The sequence below is a fragment of the Aurantivibrio infirmus genome (genome assembly GCF_054767315.1).
The window spans coordinates 226,223-249,199 of sequence record NZ_BAAFSK010000007.1 but is presented as its reverse complement, the minus strand read 5'-3'; the positions used below and the strand labels follow the sequence as shown (position 1 = coordinate 249,199).

Annotated in this window: 36 protein-coding genes; 9 read left to right on the top strand and 27 right to left on the bottom strand. The window is 44.3% G+C overall.

Translation table 11 applies throughout. The features are described from left to right. Positions 1-62 precede the first annotated feature (62 nt). Positions 63-266 (bottom strand): dodecin family protein, encoded by a 204-nt coding sequence (locus tag ACYUCY_RS16425; RefSeq protein ID WP_460227608.1) that lies wholly within the window; start codon positions 264-266, stop codon positions 63-65. 495 nt (positions 267-761) lie between these two features. Between ACYUCY_RS16425 and ACYUCY_RS16420 the strand changes: the two genes are divergently transcribed. The 9 genes from ACYUCY_RS16420 to ACYUCY_RS16380 all read left to right on the top strand — a co-directional run bounded on the left by ACYUCY_RS16420 (position 762) and on the right by ACYUCY_RS16380 (position 9,633). Next, positions 762-1,184: a DUF6152 family protein gene (locus ACYUCY_RS16420; protein ID WP_460227607.1), complete on the top strand. Its 423-nt coding sequence runs from the start codon at positions 762-764 to the stop codon at positions 1,182-1,184. Positions 1,185-1,254: 70 nt separating this feature from the next. Next, entirely contained in the window at positions 1,255-2,130 is an 876-nt protein-coding gene (locus ACYUCY_RS16415; RefSeq protein WP_460227606.1) for a hypothetical protein, read from the top strand. Between the two features lie 172 nt (positions 2,131-2,302). Then, on the top strand, positions 2,303-2,794 hold the full coding sequence (locus ACYUCY_RS16410; protein WP_460227605.1) for a DUF6644 family protein: 492 nt from the start codon (positions 2,303-2,305) through the stop codon (positions 2,792-2,794). Between the two features lie 8 nt (positions 2,795-2,802). Continuing rightward, positions 2,803-3,297 carry a DUF6644 family protein gene (locus tag ACYUCY_RS16405; RefSeq protein ID WP_460227604.1) on the top strand — a complete coding sequence of 165 codons (495 nt, stop codon included), beginning with the start codon at positions 2,803-2,805 and terminating at the stop codon, positions 3,295-3,297. A gap of 28 nt (positions 3,298-3,325) precedes the next feature. Beyond that, the gene (locus ACYUCY_RS16400; protein WP_460227603.1) at positions 3,326-4,339 is read left to right on the top strand and encodes a YVTN family beta-propeller repeat protein; all 1,014 of its coding nucleotides are present in this window, start codon (positions 3,326-3,328) and stop codon (positions 4,337-4,339) included. A gap of 92 nt (positions 4,340-4,431) precedes the next feature. After that, the gene (locus tag ACYUCY_RS16395; protein WP_460227602.1) at positions 4,432-5,505 is read left to right on the top strand and encodes a LacI family DNA-binding transcriptional regulator; all 1,074 of its coding nucleotides are present in this window, start codon (positions 4,432-4,434) and stop codon (positions 5,503-5,505) included. A 485-nt stretch (positions 5,506-5,990) separates the two neighbouring features. Next, positions 5,991-7,571 (top strand): carboxylesterase/lipase family protein, encoded by a 1,581-nt coding sequence (locus tag ACYUCY_RS16390; RefSeq protein ID WP_460227601.1) that lies wholly within the window; start codon positions 5,991-5,993, stop codon positions 7,569-7,571. A gap of 149 nt (positions 7,572-7,720) precedes the next feature. Further along, on the top strand, positions 7,721-8,674 hold the full coding sequence (locus ACYUCY_RS16385; protein ID WP_460227600.1) for a hypothetical protein: 954 nt from the start codon (positions 7,721-7,723) through the stop codon (positions 8,672-8,674). 14 nt (positions 8,675-8,688) lie between these two features. After that, complete coding sequence (locus ACYUCY_RS16380; RefSeq protein ID WP_460227599.1) at positions 8,689-9,633, top strand: MBL fold metallo-hydrolase; 945 nt, start codon at positions 8,689-8,691, stop codon at positions 9,631-9,633. Positions 9,634-9,738: 105 nt separating this feature from the next. Here ACYUCY_RS16380 and rplQ read toward each other — a convergent pair whose 3' ends face one another. From rplQ to rplD, 26 genes are all read right to left on the bottom strand, one after another. After that, the gene (gene rplQ, locus ACYUCY_RS16375) at positions 9,739-10,140 is read right to left on the bottom strand and encodes a 50S ribosomal protein L17 (RefSeq protein ID WP_460227598.1); all 402 of its coding nucleotides are present in this window, start codon (positions 10,138-10,140) and stop codon (positions 9,739-9,741) included. 45 nt (positions 10,141-10,185) lie between these two features. After that, positions 10,186-11,187, bottom strand: a complete 1,002-nt coding sequence (locus ACYUCY_RS16370) for a DNA-directed RNA polymerase subunit alpha (RefSeq protein WP_460227597.1) — start codon at positions 11,185-11,187, stop codon at positions 10,186-10,188. 74 nt (positions 11,188-11,261) lie between these two features. Next, entirely contained in the window at positions 11,262-11,882 is a 621-nt protein-coding gene (gene rpsD / locus ACYUCY_RS16365; protein WP_460227596.1) for a 30S ribosomal protein S4, read from the bottom strand. A gap of 10 nt (positions 11,883-11,892) precedes the next feature. Next, the gene (gene rpsK, locus ACYUCY_RS16360) at positions 11,893-12,285 is read right to left on the bottom strand and encodes a 30S ribosomal protein S11 (protein ID WP_460227595.1); all 393 of its coding nucleotides are present in this window, start codon (positions 12,283-12,285) and stop codon (positions 11,893-11,895) included. A gap of 66 nt (positions 12,286-12,351) precedes the next feature. Then, positions 12,352-12,708 (bottom strand): 30S ribosomal protein S13, encoded by a 357-nt coding sequence (rpsM, locus tag ACYUCY_RS16355; protein WP_460227594.1) that lies wholly within the window; start codon positions 12,706-12,708, stop codon positions 12,352-12,354. Positions 12,709-12,946: 238 nt separating this feature from the next. Continuing rightward, positions 12,947-13,063, bottom strand: coding sequence for a 50S ribosomal protein L36 (gene rpmJ / locus ACYUCY_RS16350; protein ID WP_460227593.1), 117 nt, complete (start codon positions 13,061-13,063; stop codon positions 12,947-12,949). Between the two features lie 48 nt (positions 13,064-13,111). Continuing rightward, a complete protein-coding gene (secY, locus tag ACYUCY_RS16345; RefSeq protein WP_460227592.1) occupies positions 13,112-14,455 on the bottom strand; it encodes a preprotein translocase subunit SecY in 1,344 nt (447 codons plus the stop codon). A gap of 29 nt (positions 14,456-14,484) precedes the next feature. Beyond that, complete coding sequence (gene rplO, locus ACYUCY_RS16340; protein WP_460227591.1) at positions 14,485-14,919, bottom strand: 50S ribosomal protein L15; 435 nt, start codon at positions 14,917-14,919, stop codon at positions 14,485-14,487. Positions 14,920-14,921: 2 nt separating this feature from the next. Beyond that, positions 14,922-15,104 carry a 50S ribosomal protein L30 gene (gene rpmD, locus ACYUCY_RS16335; RefSeq protein WP_460227590.1) on the bottom strand — a complete coding sequence of 61 codons (183 nt, stop codon included), beginning with the start codon at positions 15,102-15,104 and terminating at the stop codon, positions 14,922-14,924. A gap of 60 nt (positions 15,105-15,164) precedes the next feature. Further along, positions 15,165-15,674, bottom strand: a complete 510-nt coding sequence (gene rpsE / locus ACYUCY_RS16330) for a 30S ribosomal protein S5 (protein ID WP_460227589.1) — start codon at positions 15,672-15,674, stop codon at positions 15,165-15,167. A 24-nt stretch (positions 15,675-15,698) separates the two neighbouring features. After that, a complete protein-coding gene (gene rplR, locus ACYUCY_RS16325; RefSeq protein WP_460227588.1) occupies positions 15,699-16,049 on the bottom strand; it encodes a 50S ribosomal protein L18 in 351 nt (116 codons plus the stop codon). Between the two features lie 10 nt (positions 16,050-16,059). Then, a complete protein-coding gene (gene rplF, locus ACYUCY_RS16320; protein WP_460227587.1) occupies positions 16,060-16,593 on the bottom strand; it encodes a 50S ribosomal protein L6 in 534 nt (177 codons plus the stop codon). Between the two features lie 23 nt (positions 16,594-16,616). Continuing rightward, positions 16,617-17,009 carry a 30S ribosomal protein S8 gene (gene rpsH, locus ACYUCY_RS16315; RefSeq protein WP_460227586.1) on the bottom strand — a complete coding sequence of 131 codons (393 nt, stop codon included), beginning with the start codon at positions 17,007-17,009 and terminating at the stop codon, positions 16,617-16,619. A gap of 78 nt (positions 17,010-17,087) precedes the next feature. Continuing rightward, complete coding sequence (gene rpsN / locus ACYUCY_RS16310) at positions 17,088-17,393, bottom strand: 30S ribosomal protein S14 (RefSeq protein ID WP_460227585.1); 306 nt, start codon at positions 17,391-17,393, stop codon at positions 17,088-17,090. A gap of 23 nt (positions 17,394-17,416) precedes the next feature. Then, positions 17,417-17,956, bottom strand: coding sequence for a 50S ribosomal protein L5 (gene rplE / locus ACYUCY_RS16305; RefSeq protein ID WP_460227584.1), 540 nt, complete (start codon positions 17,954-17,956; stop codon positions 17,417-17,419). Positions 17,957-18,058: 102 nt separating this feature from the next. Further along, positions 18,059-18,370: a 50S ribosomal protein L24 gene (gene rplX / locus ACYUCY_RS16300; protein ID WP_460227583.1), complete on the bottom strand. Its 312-nt coding sequence runs from the start codon at positions 18,368-18,370 to the stop codon at positions 18,059-18,061. Positions 18,371-18,401: 31 nt separating this feature from the next. Continuing rightward, on the bottom strand, positions 18,402-18,770 hold the full coding sequence (gene rplN, locus ACYUCY_RS16295) for a 50S ribosomal protein L14 (protein WP_460227582.1): 369 nt from the start codon (positions 18,768-18,770) through the stop codon (positions 18,402-18,404). A gap of 57 nt (positions 18,771-18,827) precedes the next feature. Next, positions 18,828-19,118, bottom strand: a complete 291-nt coding sequence (rpsQ, locus tag ACYUCY_RS16290) for a 30S ribosomal protein S17 (protein WP_460227581.1) — start codon at positions 19,116-19,118, stop codon at positions 18,828-18,830. Next, entirely contained in the window at positions 19,118-19,309 is a 192-nt protein-coding gene (rpmC, locus tag ACYUCY_RS16285; RefSeq protein ID WP_460227580.1) for a 50S ribosomal protein L29, read from the bottom strand. The genes rpsQ and rpmC overlap by 1 nt, the downstream gene beginning before the upstream one ends. After that, on the bottom strand, positions 19,309-19,722 hold the full coding sequence (gene rplP, locus ACYUCY_RS16280) for a 50S ribosomal protein L16 (RefSeq protein WP_460227579.1): 414 nt from the start codon (positions 19,720-19,722) through the stop codon (positions 19,309-19,311). Before rplP ends, rpmC begins: the two co-directional genes overlap by 1 nt. 61 nt (positions 19,723-19,783) lie before the next feature. Next, positions 19,784-20,467, bottom strand: coding sequence for a 30S ribosomal protein S3 (rpsC, locus tag ACYUCY_RS16275; RefSeq protein WP_460227578.1), 684 nt, complete (start codon positions 20,465-20,467; stop codon positions 19,784-19,786). Positions 20,468-20,480: 13 nt separating this feature from the next. Beyond that, the gene (rplV, locus tag ACYUCY_RS16270; RefSeq protein ID WP_460227577.1) at positions 20,481-20,813 is read right to left on the bottom strand and encodes a 50S ribosomal protein L22; all 333 of its coding nucleotides are present in this window, start codon (positions 20,811-20,813) and stop codon (positions 20,481-20,483) included. A 31-nt stretch (positions 20,814-20,844) separates the two neighbouring features. Continuing rightward, complete coding sequence (gene rpsS / locus ACYUCY_RS16265) at positions 20,845-21,117, bottom strand: 30S ribosomal protein S19 (RefSeq protein WP_460227576.1); 273 nt, start codon at positions 21,115-21,117, stop codon at positions 20,845-20,847. Positions 21,118-21,182: 65 nt separating this feature from the next. Then, the gene (gene rplB / locus ACYUCY_RS16260; RefSeq protein WP_460227575.1) at positions 21,183-22,010 is read right to left on the bottom strand and encodes a 50S ribosomal protein L2; all 828 of its coding nucleotides are present in this window, start codon (positions 22,008-22,010) and stop codon (positions 21,183-21,185) included. Between the two features lie 40 nt (positions 22,011-22,050). Next, a complete protein-coding gene (rplW, locus tag ACYUCY_RS16255) occupies positions 22,051-22,347 on the bottom strand; it encodes a 50S ribosomal protein L23 (RefSeq protein ID WP_460227574.1) in 297 nt (98 codons plus the stop codon). Further along, positions 22,344-22,958 carry a 50S ribosomal protein L4 gene (gene rplD, locus ACYUCY_RS16250; RefSeq protein WP_460227573.1) on the bottom strand — a complete coding sequence of 205 codons (615 nt, stop codon included), beginning with the start codon at positions 22,956-22,958 and terminating at the stop codon, positions 22,344-22,346. Before rplD ends, rplW begins: the two co-directional genes overlap by 4 nt. Between the last annotated feature and the right edge of the window lie 19 nt (positions 22,959-22,977).

Here is a 22,977-nt window from a genome sequence, read left to right as displayed (position 1 = left end):
CGGTTTATTAAAAAGGGAGCTTAAGCTCCCTTTTTAATCACAACATGATAACAACCAAAATATTAGTCTTTCAGAATGAACGTAATCTTCATAGTGACACGGAAACCGACGACTTTTCCGTCGTCAATAATCGCTTGCTGATCTTTCACCCACGCTGCTTTCACTTTATCCAAGGTTTTGTTCGCTCTGGCAACGCCTTTTACTACGGCATCTTCAAAACTTTTTGACGAATCAGAAATGATTTCGGTAACTTTTGCGACGGACATTATGCCTCTCCTAAACTAGTTAACTATTATTGAAATGAATCACTATCCTACCTCACTCCCAGACCCTGGCAATCGACCAATCTTCAAATTTTGTAAAATATTATTTAACAATTATTTGTAAGCGGGCAACGAACCTTTGCAGATCAACCCGCTCTCCCACCCTCAGCGCAACCCAAACAGCTGTAAAGTTGCGATTTGACAAAATTGAGGCAAACACCAGATTTGTCCGCTTAACCTAATCTGAATTAGCCCCAGTACAAACGTGACCAGAATACACATACCAACCACGCTCTCTTCACTACCAATAAGGCCTCATCAGTAACTACAGGTATTTTTGTGTAAAGCTCTTAAAAAAGGGTGGTTCTTCGACACTGTAATCGTTTACAGTTAGCCCAGCCTGAAAACGATTACAAAAGTTCGTATGGCTGTGTTTAGCGAATTGCTTATCGATGAGTATCGACACCACTCAAAATTACTTCAAAGCTGGAGGGCTCTATGGCACATATTGGCTTGCGTTATTTATTCAAAATTAGGTTTCTCGCCATCTTAATTGCTGCGTTAGGTGTTTTTAATGCCGTGCAGGTAGCGGCTCATCACTCCGTTAGCGGTCAGTTTGATGTCAGTCAAAAAGTTGAAGTCACTGGCAAAGTCGTGAAGGTCGATTGGGTAAACCCTCATATCTATGTTCACTTGGAAGTGATTGACGAAAACGGTGAAAAAACGATGTGGCGAATTGGCTCGGTACCCGTTGCTATGGCACGAAAAGCGGGCATCACCAAAAAGTCATTAATGGGGAATGGTGACATCGTTAAGATCACCGCGTACCCGGCCCGTGATGGCACCGAAGGATTGGGATTTATGACTCGCGTTGATTACGCGGACGGCACTTTCGTTTCGGTGAGCCCCGATCGACTCTAATGTTTGAGTCCTTATTAATTGAATATTTATTCGCGTCTCTCAACTATAAAAACTAATGGAAGGCAGAATCATGAAAACGTTTTTTTTATACGCTAAAAAATCATCAAACCTATCTCCGGTAAAGAAGTTGTTTGCGATATTATCTTGCGGCTTCCTATTCGCTACAGCGTATTCCGCGACAGCACAAGATCTAGACTTACCTGTCAAAAACACACCAAAGCTCATTAATGGTAACCCAGACTTTTCGGGCGTGTGGGTAAATGATGGCATGAGCTTTATTAATCCCAAGATTGGAGAAGATGGCAGTGTAATTTGTATTGTTGGCTGTCCTCCGAGTGAAGAAGCCAAAGCGAGAGCCGCATCCGCACCTCGAGCACCTCGCCCAAAACCGCAACGACCTGTCTATAAAGACGAGTATCTCGCGAAAGTTAAGGAATTGGATGAGCGCCAAGTTGAACTCGACCCGGCGTTGGCCTGCGGCAATCCCGGCTTACCAAGAATTGGCCCACCGTCAGCAATTGTTCAGAACGCCTCACATATCGTCTTCCTTTATGAAGATCTAGGCGGTAGTTTTTTCCGCATGATCCCAACTGATGGCCGCGATCACTACGAAGACCGAGAACCTTCATATCTCGGAGATTCCGTTGGCAAATGGAAAGACGGTACTTTGACAATTGAAGCGGTGAATTTTAATGACATTACTTGGCTCATTGACGATGGCGCCTTTCATACCGACGAGCTAAAAGTTATTGAAACGTTGCGCATGGTTGATGGCAAACTTGAATACCAAGCAACTGCTTACGATCCTGCTGTACTGAAAGAACCCTTTGCGATGCGCAAGCGCACGCTCAAACTCAGCGACACACCAATGCACGAACCAATTCCATGCGTGGAAATGGATCTCGATCATATGGTTGACGGTTCTTCTCACGATAACGCGCGCTAAAAATTTTTTAGCTTAGAAAGCGTATTATTACTTCAGGCCAAAAATAGCAATCACTTAATATATTTTAAAAAGATAAAAATATTGAGTGATTGCGGTTTATCGCAATATTCCCAAAAAACAAAATTAACCAACTAAAAATAAAAATTTTAAAAAAATAAAATTCGAGGGCATCTTGCAATTATTAGAATCATTTTCTGAAACATCATTAATGATTTGGGTTATCGAATCGAATTACGGTTACCCTATTGTTTTGAGCTTACATGCAGTCGGCATGGCCTTGGTAATTGGCATAATGCTGATGTTCAACCTACGGGTACTCGGTCTCGTACCGTCCATTCCTCTTTCTTCGGTAACGCGATTCTTTAAAGTTGCATGGATTGGACTGGCTATCAATCTTATATCCGGCACCTTGTTATTTTGCGGAAACTACAGTGCCTTTCTTCACAATACCGCATTCTTGAGCAAACTCAGTTTGTTGATTGCCGGAAGCATTGGAACGTGGTTTCTCGCTAAAGAAGTTAGAAACTCGACTGTCATCATTCAGCCATCCCCGAATGAACTCGCGAGCAAAAAAGCAAAAATAATTGCCGCCGCTCTCATTCTTATTTGGTTAAGCGCCATTACCGCCGGACGAATTGTCGGTTATACCAGTATTCCGGAGTAATAGATCTTATGTTTAAAGGCATTGTTACGTGGATGGAGGCGAGCTGGATAGGCGTCGCCGGCCGCGATATTTATTGGTTTTTTCCTGCTGCAGAAGTAGTACATTTTTTCGGATTATGCCTTTTGCTGGGATCGATAATAATTATTGATCTACGCGTTCTAGGTTTCGCAAAAAAAATACCTTTAGAAGCCAGCTTAAAATTAATACCTGTTGCTATTTTTGGCTTGGTATTAAATCTTCTGAGTGGAATTGTGTTTCTGTGTACATATCCAGAAAATTATTTTCCGGCAGCGGCTTTTCAGTTAAAAATGCTAGCTATTGTTATTGGCGGCCTAAACGCTTTCTGGTTTAAGTGGGTCGAGACTCCCAAGTTAGCAGGAGTATCTGATATTGCGGACGTAGGGTTTAGCGCGAAGTTTTCCGCCCTACTCTCGCTGTCGATTTGGCTATTGGTCATTGTGATTGGTCGCTTCCTCCCTTATGTCTCTTTTAGTTCAAGCTAGCTAAACGCTCATTATTTTGGAGATCCACGTGAAAATTAAATTACCGCAATTGATCTATAATGTTTTTCCGATAATTTTTATTGGCTTGTTTTGTAGTACAACCCTTGCAGGCAATTTCAATAATCTGATTATGATTGACAAGCGTGGCGGCTTGGTGCGTTTTTTCGACGCCTCGACTTTCGTCGAAATTTCACAACTTTCGATTGATGGTACGCCTCATGAATTAGCACTTTCGCCCGACCGTCGCACCGCTTACGTGCCCGATTATGGTAACGGCGTTTATCGAAACAACCCTAAACCCGGCAGTAAAATTGCGGTAATCGATTTAGAAACGCGAACACTACGCGGCAATATCGATATTTCTCCGTACTTAGCTCCCCACGGTTTACAGGTTGATGCAGAAGGTACGCTCTACGTATCGTGCGATATCAGTCGTAAACTATTAATCATTGACCCCGATTCATTGACGGTTAGTGATGTTATCGATACTGAAGGAACCGGTCACTGGTTGGTGGTATTACCTGACGGTAGTAAAGCCTATGTCGCTAATAAAAACGATCGTTTATTTGTAAGTGTGATCGACCTTAAAGCCAAACAAATGATTGGCAAAATTCCGATGCCGAATGGCACTCAAGGAATCTCAATCTCGCCAGATGGTCGCAATGTTCTCGCAATGGATCTCACCGAACCTAAAATTGTGGTGATCGATACGCAAAGCGACACCGTCAAACAAGAAATCATTATCGAAGGCAATAAAAGTGGTGGCTGGCAAGCAGAATATTCACCAAATGCTGAAAAGATTATTTCAATTAATGCGCGGGAAAAAACTGCGAATATAATCTCCGCGAGAGACCCAGAGTCAAAACAAATTAGCGTAGACGTCGGCAGCCAACCCTTCGGCATAGAATTTACCGCTGACTCTGAACAAGTGTTGGTTTCCAACCACGGCGATGGCACTGTCTCCTTGATCGATACTCAGCGCGGTAAAGTGATCAAAACCATTCAAGCGGGAACCGGCATAGAGACCCTAGCATACTTTTAACAGTCGCCGAGTCACGGCGGAATTCAGCCCAACTAAAGCCATATTAAGCCGCAGGAAAATTGCTGGATTCATTCCAACTTGCGAATATGACAGTGTACAATCCGCTAATTAATATTGATGGATTGACTGTAAACCATGCCGCTGTCGTTTTATCCACAAGGGCTTACCTGATGGAAGCCCCGATCACTCTTCAAGATGTCGCTGAAAAAGCCGGTGTGTCCGTCGCGACGGCTTCTCGCGCCTTAACTGGTATCAAAGTCAAAAGCAAAAACCAAGAAAAAGTCCTCAAAGCCGCGAAAGAGCTCGGTTATTCACCGAATGAAGCTGCTAGATCACTACGCAGCGTCAGCACCAAGACAATTGGCGTTGTTTTTCACAAACTCAGTGGCGGCTTAGGTATTGAACTTATAGCCTCTCTCTCCGCCGGTTTTGATGCTCGTGGATACTCCCTGTTCGTCTCGACCGCACAAGGACAAGACGAGCTATACGATAAGCTGGTCAATCGATTCTTAGAACGTCGTGTTGATGCGCTGTGTTGTGTACATGGCGCAGGTAAAGGGGAAGCATTAAAACGCTTTCTGGCAAGTGGTACACCAGTGACCGCTTTAATAAGTCAATCGGCCGGCTATTGCTGCCTACCTTTGATCGAACCCAGTATTGAGCAAGCGACCAAGGACTGCCTGAAACACCTTAAAGCTCTGGGACACAAACATTTAATTGTTTACTTTCCTGATCGTCAGGGGCCGACCTTTGAGGAATTCGCTAAAATCGCCGGCAAATCTGGCTTTAAGGTTGAGTCTCGAAAAATTGGCAGTGGCTTTTTCAACGCTGAGGAGGAATTGAAAACACTCTGCTCGGAGCAAAACAAAGCAACAGCGCTTATAGGACCACAATCAAATATTGCCAGTTTATTTGTAGCCGCCGATAAAATTTCCTTAGAAGTCCCCGCGTCAATTTCGTTGATCGCCATTCGAGATCGCGAATTACAAACTCAAAACATCCGACTACCCTTATCTATCATTCATCTAGAACCCGCCAGACTCGGCACCGAAGCAGCAGACCTGATCGCCAACCAACTTGCTGGCGAGCCCGGCATCGATAAAAAGTTGCGTGTGGAAATTGGCAAATGGATAGAAGGCCAGACCACCGCAAAGGCTGCAAATTAGAAAGCCGACCTACTCACCATCCATTGGCGCCCCATTCAATTCCGCAGCAATAATTCCCTAACGCCTAACAAAACTTGGCTTTTTCTTCGACTGAAATCGTTTGCAAAATGATTTTGTGTTTGTCATGCTATCCGCTTCTGAGTATCCAGAAGCCTCAAGTTTGGTCGCGCCTCAAATAAAATAAGGCAATAAAAAATAAGGCGAAACCACTATTTGAAATCAAGTCAAAAACCCGATGCTCGCTAGATAGGGCCAGAAATGTTGGGTTTTCCAACACCTCCTCCACCCAATTAACGCGATGAAGGCATGGTAAAAACTGAGTTAGCAATCAATGTGAGGCGACTTCTATTACCTGATGAGATTAACGTTCCGAACGCCATTTGAAATTCCATATTACCGAGCGTTCCCTTGGAACAGCCCCACACAAATCGACATTGATTGCGCTGTAAATCTAATCGCGCTGAGAAATTAAAGGACTAGAACAAATGAACACGCAGAATAAATCGCAAAATTTCGAGTGTACGCTGTCATTCTTTTTACTCTTGGGATTGACCATCTTCACAAGTTTATCCTTTGCACAGGGACCTGCCGCTGTCGGACCAGGGGCGCGCCCTGCTCCAGCAGAGATCCCCCTCAATGGATCTACTGTGCTCACCAAGCAAGGGCGAATTCAAGGCGCTTTGGTCGATGGTGTCGCGATATTCCGAGGCATACCCTTTGCCGCACCACCTATTGGAGATTTACGCTGGCGGGAACCTGCCGCACCAAAAAATTGGATTGGCGTTAGAGCAGGTAATGTTTTCGGATCAAACTGCCGCGAAGCCGAAGACTGTCTCTATCTCAATATCACCAGCCCTGGTAGCGCAACGGAAAATTCGAAACTTCCCGTAATGATGTACATCCATGGTGGCGGCTTTGCCGGTGGCGCGGGTACCACTGATGGATCTGGGTTCGCAAAGCAAAATGTTATTCTCGTCGGCATCAATTACCGACTCGGTCGCGCTGGCTGGTTCGCCCATCCTTCACTTACCAAAGAAAACCCAGATGGCCTACTTGGGAATTACGGTTTAATGGACCAGATCGCCGCCCTACAGTGGATTCAGGAGAACATTGCCGCTTTCGGAGGCGACTCTAACAAGGTCACAATTTTTGGCGGGTCCGCCGGTGCAATATCCGTGAACTATTTAATGTTAGCGCCTCAAGCCAGAGGGCTTTTCCATCGTGCTATTTCACAATCGGGTTTTGGTCGACTAGAAGCCCAACCCCTGCATACCAAAGACAACACACCCAGCGTCGAAGATACTGGGGTTAAGGTAGCGGAGCATTTTAAAATTACTGGCTCGGATGCTGACACAGCGCAAGCCTTACGCGCAATTCCCTTCGCCGATTTAAATACCAACATTGCCAATATCGGTGCGGCAGGACGATCATTACCTATGGCAGATGGCAAGTTAATTACCGGCTCTGCAGTAGAAGGTTTTACGGCAGGTAAACAAGCCCGCGTTCCCTATATGACTGGCGGCAACAGCGATGAGGCAAGCCTGCGCCGACGCGGTATAAATGCTGAAAATGATTTGGCGGCCATCAAAGAAGGTCGAGATGAATTTCTTGCAGCGTTTGATCCCAGTAATAGTCGAGATGCGAAGCGAATTATTTCACGTTTAGTAAGCGATCAAACCATTAGCGAACCTGATCGCGCCTTGGCCCGAGCTCACGCCAAAACCGGTTCCCCTACCTATGTATATCACTTTTCATACATCCCTAAAGCCGAGAGCGAAGTCGCTTTCGGACTACGTCACGGTGGCGAAACCCCATATGTTTTTAATATTCCCCCGACAGTCGGTTTCGATAATGAAGGCAAAATGTTAGCGGAATCAGCAAACAACTATTGGGTTTCTTTCGCAACAACGGGTGACCCTGCGGCGGCCGGTGGCGTGCAGTGGCCGAAGTTCGATGAAAAAGATGAAAGCTTGATGGAGTTTCCAAATGGCGGAAAAGCGAAAGTGAAAAAACATTTTCATGCGGAACGTTTGGATTGGGTTGAAAAAAACCTTACTGGCGAATAGATATAAATTTCCCAAACACCACAAACAAATCCATCTATGAAACACATCGCTGGGGTTTATTAATTCCCCGCGATGTTAATTTCAAATTAACTTATATAACGCTCATCAACGGATTTTAATTATCAGTTGTTAGTTTCGGAGATTTTCCAATGAAACAAAAAATAAAACTTACTTTTATCATCGCCATTTGCTCATCAATATTAGCGGGGATAAGTGTGCAGGCCGCAGATGAATATAATGGGAAAGCATCCATCAGCATAGGCCTGGGTGAACGCACGGGTAATTTAAGCCTAACTACGGAATGCCGAACAGGTACGCGATTTGTCGAAGGGGCAAGCGGGCTCGTGAAAGCAGAAGACGGTTCGGAATGGATCGTACCGATGAAAATCAACGAAGGTCGCGCTGCCGTTGATATGTACAACAACTGTAATAGTGACGGAGACAATCCCGATTATCTCGACGAACTCGAAACTATTGTTATCGACGAAGACGGTGAAATTATTACGGCGCAAATATTTGGCGACAATTATTTTGAACTCTACATCAACGGAAAATTTGTTGGCCGCGACACCATTAATTTCATTCCCTTTAACTCTAGCGCCGTGCGCTTTAAAGCGAAGTACCCCATTACAGTCGCTGTTCATATGGCCGATTGGGAAACCCATTTCGGCGTAGGTATGGAATACGCAAGCTACAATGTTGGCGATGCGGGATTTATCGCGCGTTTTAGTGATGGCACAATTACCAATGCCGAATGGAAGGTGTTACCGATATATATTTCACCATTAGATGATTTAGGCTGTATCACTGAAGATAAGTTTGGCAACATTGATGCCTCTGCTTGCCCTATTCGACCAAAGTGCTCCGACGAAAACCCAAACAGCTGCCGAGCAATGCACTTACCCACGCCCAATAATTGGACTCAACCTGGATTCGATGATTCAAACTGGAAAAATGCAGCGCTTTATGAAGCGCAAGCGGTTACGCGGGCAAAAGGTTATGCGGATTATGCAGATCGTTTTGGTTCTGCGTCTTTCATTTGGTCACCCAGTTTGAAACTCGACAACCAAGTACTTGCACGTTTTGTAATTGAAAAACCATAAACGGAGTTAATTCGATGAACACTTTACTAAATAAAAAATTATTACTTAGCGCCGTTTTTACGATAAGCGCTTTGGTTTTTGCGAGCGCTGTAAACGCTCAGGGTAATTCAAACAGTGGTCCCATGGTACCGAGAAACGCAACGGTAAAAATATCTGATCATGTTTATGTCATCCCCGATAACAACATCCCCGGCGTACCCAACGTCGGTATCATTGTTGGAAGCCAATCGACCCTCGTCATTGATACTGGAATGGGCCACGCAAACGGTATGATCGTTTTAGAAGAAGCAAGAAAAGTGAGTGGGAATAATCAGCTTTATTTAGTAACAACACATGTTCATCCAGAACATGATCTGGGTGCTCATGCTTTCCCAGACGATACAAAAATGATTCGTTCGGTTACTCAAGTTGCAGAAATCGCCGAAGTTGGTTTACGTACCGCCGATGCTTTTCGGAGTCGATCAGCAGCTATAAAGGAATTACTTGAGGGTGCAGAATTTCGTGAAGCTGACATCGAGTTTGAATCGGAATACAAACTCGACTTAGGTGGAGTCAATGTACACCTCTTTGCAGTAGGACCAAATCACACCCCAGGAGACACAGTAACACTCGTAGTAGAAGACAAAGTGATGTTTTCGGGTGATGTTGCGATGCAAGCGCTCCCCGCGTTTGCCAGTCCTAAATCCAGTCTCACGCACTGGCTAGCAAGCCTCGATCAACTTTACGCGATGCAAGCGAACATTGTCGTTCCTAGCCACGGCCCAATGGGCGGGGCTGAGTTAATTGAGGGTTATCAAAACTTTTTAACAAGCGTTAGGGACAAGACTCAAAAAATGAAATCCGAGGGACTGAGTTTAGATGAGGTTACTGAAAAATTATCGCAGGAGTTTGAAGAGCAATATTCTAGCTCGCGAAGAATTGCAGGGGCAATTCGAAATGCCTATGCAGAGGCGAAATAGCATCGAGAATTCAAACCAAGCGAACAAGTTGTTTAATAGGCATCGCGTAAAAACAAAAAAAGCCGGCTATTGCCGGCTTTTTTTGTTTTTAATTAATTTTTTAACTTATTCTGCTGAATCTTCTTCTGCCGCTGCTGGTTCAGCGAAATCGTTCCGACCAACCAACTCAACATAGGCCATAGGTGCTTTATCGCCCGCACGCAATCCGCACTTAAGGATTCGTAAATATCCGCCAGGGCGCGACTCGTAGCGAGGACCAAGATCAGCAAACAACTTACCTACTGCAGCTTTATGACCCAGCCGTGAAAACGCTAAACGACGATTGGCTACTGTATCTTTCTTCGCTAAGGTAATTAAAGGTTCTGCATATCTACGCAGTTCTTTCGCTTTAGGAAGTGTTGTTTTAATTAACTCATGCTCAACTAACGACGTAACCATATTTTTGAACATGGCTTTACGGTGAGAACTGTTGCGATTGAGTTGTCGCCCACTATGACGATGTCTCATGATATTACCCTACCCTTAAATCTGTCATCGACAGTGAACAATATTTTATGGAGCTAATTTGTCATCGTTCTTCAAACTAGCTGGTGGCCAATTTTCCAAACGCATACCCAATGACAAGCCGCGTGACGCAAGAATATCTTTAATTTCTGTAAGAGATTTCTTGCCCAAGTTTGGTGTTTTTAGCAATTCAACTTCTGTTCGCTGAATCAAATCACCAATATAATAAATATTTTCAGCTTTCAAACAATTGGCTGAACGCACTGTTAATTCAAGATCGTCAACAGGACGCAGTAAGACTGGATCAATCTCTTCTTCTTTCTGCTCTGGCTCAGCTTCTTTCTCGCCTTCAAGGTCAACAAACACAGCAAGCTGTTGCTGAAGAATCGTTGCCGCTCTGCGAATCGCTTCTTCCGGATCGATAGTGCCATTAGTTTCTAAATTCAAAACCAATTTATCAAGATCAGTACGCTGTTCTACTCGCGCACTTTCTACGTCATAGGCTAAACGTTTAATAGGGCTGTAAGAAGCATCCAACTGCAAACGTCCAATCGCTCGAGTTTCATCTTCTTCACTTTGACGCGCGTCAGCAGGCTGGTAGCCTCGGCCGCGAGCAACCGTTAAAGTCATATTTAAATCAACATCGCCAGTGATATTTGCAATCACATGCTCTGGATTTTTAATATCAACTTCATGGTCCAACTGAATATCAGCTGCGGTTACAACACCAGGACCACGCTTATTGAGCTGTAAGGTCGCATGGTCTTTGCCATGTAACAATATGGCAATACCTTTAAGGTTTAATAGGATCTCGATGACGTCTTCTTGCACGCCTTCAATATCGCCGTATTCGTGAAGAACACCTTCTATTTCGACTTCAGTTACTGCGCAGCCAGGCATAGACGATAACAATATACGTCTTAATGCATTACCGAGAGTATGCCCAAACCCGCGCTCTAGAGGTTCTAAAACCACCTTTGCGTGAGTTGCAGAGATTTCACTGACATCTATATGACGGGGAGTTAAAAATTCGTTTACAACACTTTGCATAGCCACACCTGTTAGCGATTCATCACTATGTTGAACTCTATATCGCCGTTGCCAACACTAGACAACGTTGACGCTTACTTCGAATAAAGCTCGACGATGAGGTTTTCGTTGATTTCCGCAGGCAAATCGATGCGATCTGGTACACGCTTAAAAGTGCCTTCCATTTTACTTGCGTTAACATCGACCCATTCAACTTCACCGCGCTGAGCAGCAACGCCAAGCGAACTTTGGATTCGAAGTTGTTTTTTTGCTTTTTCTCTCACCGCAATCACATCACCCATTTGTACGTGGTAAGAAGGGATGTTGACTGCTCTACCATTTACCAAAACTGCTTTATGTGCAACTAACTGTCGCGATTCCGCTCTTGTTGAACCGAAGCCCATGCGATAAACAACGTTATCTAGGCGGGTTTCTAGAAGCTTCAACAAGTTTTCACCCGTCGCGCCTTTTTGACGCGCTGCTTCTTTGTAATAGTTTCTAAACTGCTTTTCTAGCACACCGTATAAACGACGAACTTTTTGCTTCTCGCGTAACTGAACACCATAATCCGACAAGCGACCGCGTCTCTGCCCATGTTGGCCAGGCGCAGTTTCAACTTTGCACTTCGAATCAATGGGTCTAACACCGCTGGTAAGAAAAAGATCAGTTCCTTCGCGGCGAGAAAGTTTACAACGTGGTCCAATATAACGTGCCATTTCTTACCCTCTATACGCGACGTTTCTTCGGTGGACGGCAACCATTATGCGGAATGGGTGTCACGTCGACGATATTTGTAATTTTATAACCAATGTTGTTTAACGCACGGACCGCAGATTCACGACCTGGTCCCGGACCCTTAACTTCAACATCAAGGTTTTTCAAACCATACTCTTTAGCCACTTCACCGGCTCTTTCTGCAGCAACCTGCGCCGCAAATGGCGTACTTTTACGCGAACCCCGAAAACCAGAGCCACCAGAAGTTGCCCAACTCAAGGTATTGCCTTGTCGATCAGTGATGGTGACGATCGTATTGTTGAAAGAAGCATGAATATGCGCAATCCCATCAATAACTGTCTTTTTCACCTTTTTTCGAGGTGCTTGTTTGCTCGGCTTTGCCATTTGATTTTGGTTCCTACACATTCCGCCGATCGCTCTCAATGAGCTTTCGACAATCGAATAAATGAATTACTTTTTAATAGGCTTACGCGGACCTTTGCGGGTGCGGGCATTTGTTTTAGAGCGCTGACCTCTAACGGGCAAGCTGCGACGATGGCGAATACCACGATAACAACCTAAATCCATCAAACGCTTGATGTTCATGGAGACTTCACGTCGTAAATCACCTTCGACAGAAACCTTAGCAACTTCTACTCGAAGCGCTTCAACGTCCGCTTCCGATAAATCGGAAATCTTAGCAGCTTCCTTGACGCCAGCAGAGGCACAGATTTTCTTCGCAGTCGATCGTCCAACACCAAAAACATAGGTTAAGGCAATAACAGCATGTTTATTGTCAGGGATATTGACGCCGGCAATACGTGCCATTCAACTTACTCCAGTATCTTCTTTACTATTTAAAACCAGCTCTAACACTTAAATGCTAAGCAGCTGATTCTGTTAAATTTTTCTTGTCTAGCGCTTGGTCTATCACGCTAATTTTGCCTTTCGCCCCAGGTTTGAAAGCCTTCGTCGGAGCTAAAAGGCGCGAAAGGATAGCGACATTAGCCTTAAAAATCAACCAAGTATTAGCTTTAGGGCCTATGCCTGTTGATTTGAGGATCTATTAACCCTGGCGCTGCTTATGGCGAGGTTCAACGTGACATATCACTCGTAATACGCCTTTGCGTTTAACCATTTTGCAGTTCCGGCAAATCTTCTTTACTGATGCTCTTACTTTCATAATTCACTTCCTCTTGAGTCGAGCTCGTCTTTCACCTTGATGAGAAACTTAGCGCGAAACTCCAGTACCATAATTTTTCAAATTCGATTTTTTCATCAATGATTCGTATTGCTGCGACATCAAATGCGATTGAATCTGAGAAAACAAATCCATTACCACAACAACAACAATCAATAATGACGTCCCGCCAAATATAAACGGAAGGTTTAAACCAGCCACCATGAATTGTGGCAACAAACAAATACTCGCAATATATATTGAGCCAACAACCGTCAGTCGAGTTAACACTGTGTCGATATATTTTGCAGTTTGCTCACCGGGTCTAATACCAGGAATATAAGCGCTCGATTTCTTTAAATTGTCAGCAACTTCTGCGGGGTTAAACATTAAAGCTGTATAGAAAAAACAGAAGAAGATGATAAATCCAGTAAATAAAATCAAATACAGGGGTTGGCCAACACCAATTGCTAAAGAAATACTTTGCAACATATCGCTGACGAAACCGCCTTCTTCACTTCCCTGACCAAACCACGAAGCGATAGTCGCGGGAAACAATAAGATACTACTGGCGAAGATCGCCGGAATTACACCAGCCATATTTACCTTCAAGGGTAGATGGCTACTTTGTGCTGCAAAGACTTTTCGGCCTTGCTGGCGTTTCGCATAATTGACCGTGATTCGTCTCTGCCCGCGCTCAATTTTTACAACCAGCCACACGACTGCAATTAATACGATCGCTATTCCCAATACCCAGAGATAATTTAAATCGCCATTTTTGGCACTTTCTAGTAACTGACCAACACCACCTGGAAACGCTGCAACAATTCCGGCAAAAATCAGCATTGAAATACCGTTGCCAATTCCTCGTTCGGTCACTTGCTCACCGAGCCACATCATAAATACGGCACCAGTTACAAGAGATAAGGTCACCACAAAAAAGAATGAAAAGCCTGGCGAACCGCCATAAGCCTGGCCGGCCAGCGCTACCGCCATACCGAAACCTTGCCCCGTCGCCAATACCACCGTGAAATAACGTGTGTATTGATTGATTTTACGACGACCTGCTTCACCTTCTTTTTTCAACTGTTCCAAGGTAGGAACTGCCGCCGTCATTATCTGCATGATAATAGAAGCGGATATATACGGAATGATGCCGAGCGCTAAAATACTTACTCGCTCAAAAGCTCCACCAGAAAACATGTTAAACATGCCCAAGATGGTGCCTTGCTGTTGGTTGAGTAAGTTAGCCACCTGATCGGGATCAATACCGGGGATTGGAATGTGCGTGCCCACTCTATAAATAAAAATAGCGAGCAGTAAAAAACGTAAGCGAGCCCATAGCTCGCTTAATCCTTTTGTTTTTACGCCTGGCATGTTGCCGGGATTTGCCATTTTTGCCTCAGTATCTTAATCAGTAACGCTTACTCTTCGATCTTTCCACCAGCAGCTTCAATCGCCGCTTTAGCGCCCTTAGTTACAGCAATACCTTTTAGATTAACGGCTTGCTTCAGCTCTCCCGACAAGAAAACCTTGGCTCGCAAAGTATTTTCTTTAATCACGTTGGCTGCTTTTAACGCTTCAAGATCTACAACGTCAGCTTTTAAATTGTTTAATTCAGACAGTCTAACTTGTTCAACAAAACGGCCTACTCGAGAACTAAAGCCATACTTAGGTAAGCGCTTGCGCAACGGCATCTGTCCGCCTTCGAACCCAGGCTTTACTTTACCGCCAGAACGAGACTTTAAACCTTTGTGTCCACGACCTGCTGTTTTTCCAAGACCGCTACCAATACCACGTGCCACACGTTTTTTAGCAGTTTTATGTCCAGGTGCAGGGCTTAACGTATTAAGTTCCATTATTAACCCTCTACCTTTATCAAATATGAGACTTTATTAATCATTCCGCGAACCGAAGGCGTATCTTCCACTTCAACAGTATGACCGATGCGGCGTAAGCCAAGACCAGAAATACACGCTTTGTGTTTCTTCATTCGTCCCGCAGTGCTTTTGGTTTGCGTCACTGTAATTTTTTTCTTAGCCATAGCGCTTTCTTAAAACAGAATTTTTAGGATTAATACAATAAGTTCGGCGAGTATGCAGAACTAGTTCAATATTTCTTCTACAGACTTCCCACGTTTAATCGCAACCGATTCTGGTGAAGCCATTACTTTTAATGCATTGAAGGTGGCTCTAACAACGTTGACAGGATTCGTCGATCCATAACATTTTGCTAGAACATTTTGCACACCGGCAATTTCCAACACTGCGCGCATCGCACCACCAGCAATAACTCCGGTACCCGGAGACGCAGGTTGCATGAAAACTTTAGACGCACCATGACGACCCTTCATTGGGTATTGAAGCGTATCACCCTTCAAGTCGACCTGAATCATATTACGTCGAGCCGCTTCCATCGCCTTTTGGATAGCCAATGGCACTTCACGGGCTTTTCCGCGTCCAAAACCGACTTTACCATTACCATCACCGACAACAGTCAACGCGGTAAAACCAAAAATACGTCCACCTTTTACAGTTTTAGCAACTCGGTTAACCTGAACCAGTTTTTCCTGGAGGCCTTCTGTGTTTGGATCTTCTTTTTTGCTAAATGCCATTTTAGTCGTTACCAATAGTTAACTTTAAAATTCTAATCCGGCTTCGCGAGCAGCATCAGCTAACGCTTTAACTCTGCCGTGATAGCGAAATCCGCTACGATCAAATGCAACCGTTTTCACACCCGCTGCTTGTGCTCTTTCGGCAACTAGCTTACCTACGGCTTTAGCTGCTTCTGAGTTGCCGGTACTACCGCTACGCAAATCTTTATCCAGCGTAGATGCACTCACCAACACTTTATCACCGGATGGAGCGATAACCTGCGCGTAAATATGCCGAGGTGTGCGATGTACCGTTAAACGTGTAACGCCCAACTCGCGAATTTTTGCTCTCGCCCGACGCGCTCTGCGTACACGAGACTGTTTTTTATCGATCATGTTCGCAACCTTACTTTTTCTTCGCTTCTTTACGGCGTACATATTCATCTGCATAACGAACACCTTTCCCTTTATAGGGCTCAGGTGGACGGAACGCTCTAATTTCTGCTGCTACCTGTCCAAGCAATTGCTTATCTGCGCTTTTCAACACAATTTCAGTTTGGCTTGGAGTGTCAACTGACACACCTTCAGGTAAATCGTAATCAACAGGATGTGAAAATCCTAAAGTAAGATTTACTGTCTTGCCGCTTGCTTTTGCTCTATAACCGACGCCATTAAGCTGAAGTTTTTTCTCAAACCCTTCAGTAACGCCAATCACCATATTATTCACTAAAGCGCGTGTGGTTCCCGCAAGCGCTCTAGATTGCTTAGCACCATCACGTGCAGAACAACGTAGCTCGCTACCGTCTTGCACAACTTCAACACTACTGTGGACAGTTAAATCTAATTTGCCATTTTTGCCCTTGGTGCTGATTTCCTGGCCTTTGAGTGTGACCTCAACACCAGTGGGTACAGCTATGGGACTATTCGCAATTCTTGACATGCTGACTTTCCGCTATAACGACTTTAAAATACTGTACAAAGAACTTCACCACCAACACCAGCAGCTCTTGCTGCTCGGTCAGTCATGACACCTCGACTAGTAGTTACAATCGCAACTCCTAAGCCGCCTCTGACTGAGGGTAGTTCGTCTTTATTTGCATAATTACGCAAACCTGGGCGACTACTGCGCTCCAAAGTTGCAATTACGGGTTTACCTTCAAAATATTTAAGTTCGATAGTAAGCTCGGGTTTGCTTTCATCTGTAGAAGCGTAGTTATTAACATAACCTTCTTCCTTCAAAACCCTCGCGACATTCACTTTCAACTTAGATGAAGGCATAGTTACTGTTGCTTTGCCTACCATCTGTGCGTTGCGAATGCGAGTTAGCATATCGGCTATTGGATCTTGCATACTCATAATCGGGTACTCACTATTACTTTTTCCAATTTCTTGTTTCTGTTTTTAAAAATCTAATAATTTAAAAACTTAAATGATTTACCAACTCGCTTTTACCACACCCGGTACATCACCGCGCATAACCGCTTCTCTTAACTTGTGGCGACACAAACCAAACTTACGGTAAACACCGTGAGGACGGCCAGTAATCTGACAGCGTCGGCGCTGTCTTGAAGCACTCGCGTTTCTTGGCTGTTGCTGCAACTTGATATTCGCTTCCCAAACTTGCTCTTCAGTAGACTCGGTGTTGACAATGATTGCCTTCAATGCAGCACGCTTTGCAGCGTATTTAGCAACTGTGGCAGTTCGCTTTTTTTCACGAGCGATCATTGATTTCTTAGCCATATTTATACCTTACCGGTTTCGTCTTAGGTTCTTAGCGGGAAATTAAACGCACGAAGCAATGCTCTGCCTTCGTCGTCGGTACGCGCAGAAGTTGAAATACAAATATCCAAACCGCGCAATTTATCAATCTTATCGTAGTCAATCTCTGGGAATATAATCTGCTCAGTAACACCCATTGAAAAATTACCGCGCCCATCAAATTGTTTTGCGCCAATACCACGAAAATCTCGGATACGAGGAATCGCGATCGTTACTAAACGATCCAGAAACTCATACATGCGTTCTCGACGCAGAGTCACTTTACAGCCAATTGGCCAATCATCACGGATCTTAAATCCAGCAATTGATTTCCGAGCTTTAGTCACAACAACTTTTTGACCAGCAATTTTTTCTAAATCACTAACGGCATGCTCCAAAACTTTTTTGTCGCCAACTGCTTCACCCACACCCATGTTCAGAGTGATTTTAGTGATGCGAGGAACTTCAGTAATGTTTTTAATACCAAGTTCTTGCTGCAACTTGCTTAGCAATTCGTTCTGGTAGAGTTCTTTTAACCTTGCCATTTAACTTTCACCGTCATCCAATTCGTACTTTTTATACGTATTGAGTTGCCCTTAAATATTTTTCAATGTTTTTACTTAACTTTAATCCAAACGACTTTGAGTTTATGCAACTACATCGCCGGTAGACTTATAAATTCGTACTTTCTTCCCGTCTTCGACTTTAAAGCCAACTCTGTCAGCTTTTTTAGAAGTCGGGTTGTAAATTGCTACGTTTGATACCTGAATCGGAGCTTCTTGCTCAACGATCCCACCAGCAACACCTGCTTGAGGATTAGGGCGTTGGTGTTTTTTTACGATGTTAATTCCACCGACAATCAATCGCGTATCAGACATTACCTTTGACACCTTACCGCGCTTACCTTTATCTCTTCCGGCAATTACGATAATTTCGTCGTCGCGTTTAATTTTTTGCATAAACTTTTTCCTCGATAAAACGCCTAACGTTTTACAAAACCTCAGGTGCTAACGAAATAATTTTCATAAACTTCTCACCACGTAACTCACGAGTTACAGGTCCAAAAATTCGCGTACCAATCGGTGCTTCCTGTTGATTTAACAGAACCGCCGCATTGTCATCAAACTTAATAAGTGAACCGTCCTGACGTCGAACACCTTTTTTGGTGCGAACAACTACGGCTTTCATGACTTGGCCTTTTTTAACTTTGCCGCGTGGAATCGCTTCCTTTACTGTCACTTTAATAACGTCACCAACTGATGCATACCGTCGATGTGAGCCACCTAAAACTTTGATACACATAACGCGACGCGCACCGCTATTATCTGCGACTTCTAAGTAACTTTCTGTTTGAATCATTGCCGCTCTCCAGTACTTCTATGCGCCGCTTTTAACTAAGTAAAAGCACGTAAACTTTTAAATTTCTGCCGCTTTCTCTTCGATCTTGACCATGCGCCAAGACTTTCTTTTAGAGATCGGTTTAGACTCTGCAATAGTGACCAAATCGCCACTCTTACAATCATTATTCTCATCGTGAGCTTGCAACTTTGAAGACTTACTCACGTATTTGCCATAAAGCGGGTGCTTAACACGTCGCTCAATTAAGACTGTAATCGTTTTATCCATTTTGTCACTAACAACTCTTCCAGTTAGCGTTCGCGCTTGCCCTTCTGTAGAGGACACTTCAGCAACAGGTGCATCAGTCATTAGTTACCTGCCTTCTCTCTTAATACAGTTTTGATTCGCGCAATATCTCGGCGAGTTTGTTTTACTAAATGCGGCTGATTCAGCTGACCTGTTTTACTTTGCAGGCGCAACTTGAATTGAGACTCTAACTGAGTAAGCAATTCCGCATCTAGCTCTTCAACCGTCTTTTCGCGCAGTTCAGTTGCTTTCATTACATCACCGACCGTTTTACGAATGTTGTGTTTAAAGGCAACTTAGCCGCTGCTAATGCAAAAGCTTCTCGTGCCAGCTCTTCGGAAACACCCTCTACCTCATAAAGGACTTTTCCGGGCTGAATCTGTGCAACCCAATATTCAACATTACCCTTACCTTTACCCTGACGAACTTCCAAGGGCTTGCTAGTAATCGGCTTATCAGGAAAAACACGAATCCAAATTTTACCGCCACGCTTTATATGACGAGTCATCGCTCGACGGGCAGCCTCAATTTGTCGCGCCGTCAATCTTCCTCGAGCGGTAGATTTTAAACCATACTCGCCGAAGCTAACTTTTGAACCGCGCAACGCCAGACCGCGATTGCGACCTTTCATTTGCTTGCGAAATTTTGTACGTTTTGGTTGTAGCATCTGCTATGCCTTTAACTAAACTGCTCTAACAATTGTTTAAATAATTCAAATCTACGAAAATTTATTCGGCAGATTTCTTTGTTTTCTTCTTGGGAGCTGCTTCAACTGGCTCAACACCGCCAATAACCTCTCCTTTGAAAATCCAAACTTTCACACCGATAATCCCGTAGGTTGTCGCTGCTTCCGCCGTTGAATAATCTATATCTGCTCGCAACGTATGTAGTGGAACACGTCCTTCGCGATACCATTCAGATCGAGCGATCTCTGCACCACCAAGACGGCCGCCTACCTGAATCTTGATACCTTCGGCGCCTTGTCTCATCGCATTTTGCACTGCGCGCTTCATGGCTCGTCGGAACATAATTCGACGTTCAAGCTGAGACGCAACACTTTGCGCAACCAAAGACGCATCCAAATCGGGCTTGCGAATTTCTTCGATGTTTACGTGTACTGGCACGCCCATCTGTTTGCTGACTTCGTTACGTAATTTCTCAACATCTTCGCCTTTCTTACCGATCACGATGCCGGGGCGGGCCGTGTGGATAGTCACGCGAGCTGTATTCGCTGGCCTCTCAATCTCAACACGACTAACAGACGCATGAGCCAATTTCTTCTGGATATATTCGCGTACTTTTAAATCGGTATAGAGTTTTTCAGCGTACTGATCGCCGTCTGCATACCATGTTGAGGTATGCTTTTTAACAATACCTAATCGAATACCCGTTGGATGAACTTTTTGACCCATAATGCCCGCTCTCTTAGTGGTCGGCTACTTTAACTGTAATGTGACAAGAACGTTTTAAGATTCGATCTGCACGCCCTTTTGCTCTTGGCCTAATACGCTTCATAGTGATGCCTTCATCAACAAAAATTGTTGATACTCTTAGCTCATCAACGTCAGCACCTTCATTGTGCTCTGCATTGGCAATGGCCGATTCCAACACTTTCTTAACTAATACCGCGCCTTTTTTAGGACTAAACGCCAGCACATCTAACGCTTCTTCAACGCTTTTTCCGCGAATTTGGTCTGCAACTAATCTGGCTTTTTGAGCCGAGAGTTGCGCCCCACGTAATTTTGCTGCCACTTCCATCTAATTCACCTCAAAGCTGCTGATTTAGCAACTACTTCGCTTTTTTATCTGCTACATGGCCGCGATAAGTTCTTGTCGCTGCGAACTCACCTAACTTATGGCCAACCATCTCTTCATTCACTAAAACTGGTACATGTTGACGGCCGTTATGGACAGCAATCGTCAAGCCAACCATTTCAGGCATAATCATCGAACGACGCGACCAAGTTTTAATCGGTCGACGATCGTTAGCCGCAGCTGCCGCCTCAACTTTTTTAAATAAGTGCTGGTCGATGAAAGGACCTTTCTTTAATGATCTTGGCACTATTCTTTCCTCTTAACGTAAACGCTCAACATATAAATCAAACGTTATGCATTTTCTTAACTGATTTATTTCTTACCGCGACGACGTACGATCATATTGCTTGTACGCTTATTCTTACGAGTCTTATAACCTTTAGTCGGCGTTCCCCATGGACTAACAGGGTGACGTCCACCAGATGTTTTACCTTCACCACCACCATGTGGATGGTCTACTGGGTTCATCGCAACACCACGCACTGTTGGTCGAACACCGCGCCAGCGAGTCGCGCCAGCCTTACCCAGTGAACGAAGACTATGCTCACTGTTAGACACTTCACCAATTGTCGCTCGACACTCGGCCAAAATTTTTCTCATTTCACCACTGCGTAATCGCAAGGTGACATAAATACTTTCTCTTGCTACTAACTGTGCTGAAGTGCCCGCTGACCGCGCTATTTGCGCGCCCTTTCCAGGCTTCATTTCCACACAATGAACAACACTACCTAAGGGTATATTGCGCATCGGCAAGGTGTTACCCACTTTAATCGGTGCATCTTCACCCGACTGAATTTGATCATCGGCTTTCAAGCTTTTTGGCGCAATGATGTAACGACGCTCGCCGTCCGCGTAACAAACCAACGCAATGTTTGCACTGCGATTGGGATCGTATTCTATGCGCTCGACTTTTGCCGGAATCCCATCCTTAAGTCTTTTAAAATCGATTACTCGGTAATGCTGCTTATGACCACCACCAATATGACGAGTAGTGATTCTTCCGGTGTTATTACGCCCACCAGACTTGGACTTCTTTTCCAACAATGGCGCATAGGGTGCACCCTTGTGCAAATCAGGCGATACGACACTTACAACAAACCGTCGTCCTGCTGATGTGGGTTTACGTTTTACAATTGCCATCGCAACAACACCTATAACTTAATTTACTTTTAGGAACCGATTACTCGATCGATTCAAAGTTTATATCGTGACCTTCAGCTAATCGCACATAGGCTTTTTTGGTATCGCTTTGCTTACCCAAACCATTTCGCGTTCGCTTGGTTTTACCTTTAGTGTTCAACACGCGAACACTTTCAACCGACACCTTAAATAGCTTTTCTATGGCTGCTTTAATCTCTTGCTTACAAGCCGTTTTTGTTACTTTAAAAACAACCTGGTTACCTTTCTCAGCTGCCATTGTTGCTTTTTCAGAAACTACCGGGCCGATAATAATTTTAAATAAGCGCTCTGCGTTCATGCCAAGGACTCCTCGATTTTTTTGAGGGCGGCAACAGTAACCATTACCTTATCAAAACGAACCAAACTTACCGGATCAATGCCTTGAACATCACGAACATCGACCTTATGCAAATTACGCGCAGCTAGATAAAGGTTTTCTGAAACCTCATCCATCAAAATCAGCACATCTGACAAATCAAACTGAGCCAACTTTTCTACCAAACCTTTGGTTTTTGGTGCGTCGATTTCGAAACCTTCAACAACCACTAAACGATCTAGACGGTTGAGCTCAGACAAAATGCAGCGCAATGCAGCGCGATACATTTTCTTATTAATTTTCTGAGAGTAATCGCGAGGCTTAGCAGCAAAAGTTACACCGCCGCTTCTCCATATAGGACTACGAATAGTTCCCGCTCTTGCTCTACCCGTGCCTTTTTGACGCCAAGGCTTTTTACCGCCACCTGACACCGCTGCACGATTTTTTTGAGCCTTAGTACCCTGCCTCTCACCCGCCATATACGCGGTGATAGCCTGATGAACTAAGTCTTCATTAAATTCTTTACCGAAAGCAACTTCTGAAACACTTACCGTGCCCTTTGGTCCTTTAGGTGTCGCTATATTTAATTCCATAGTCGATTCCCCTGGCTAC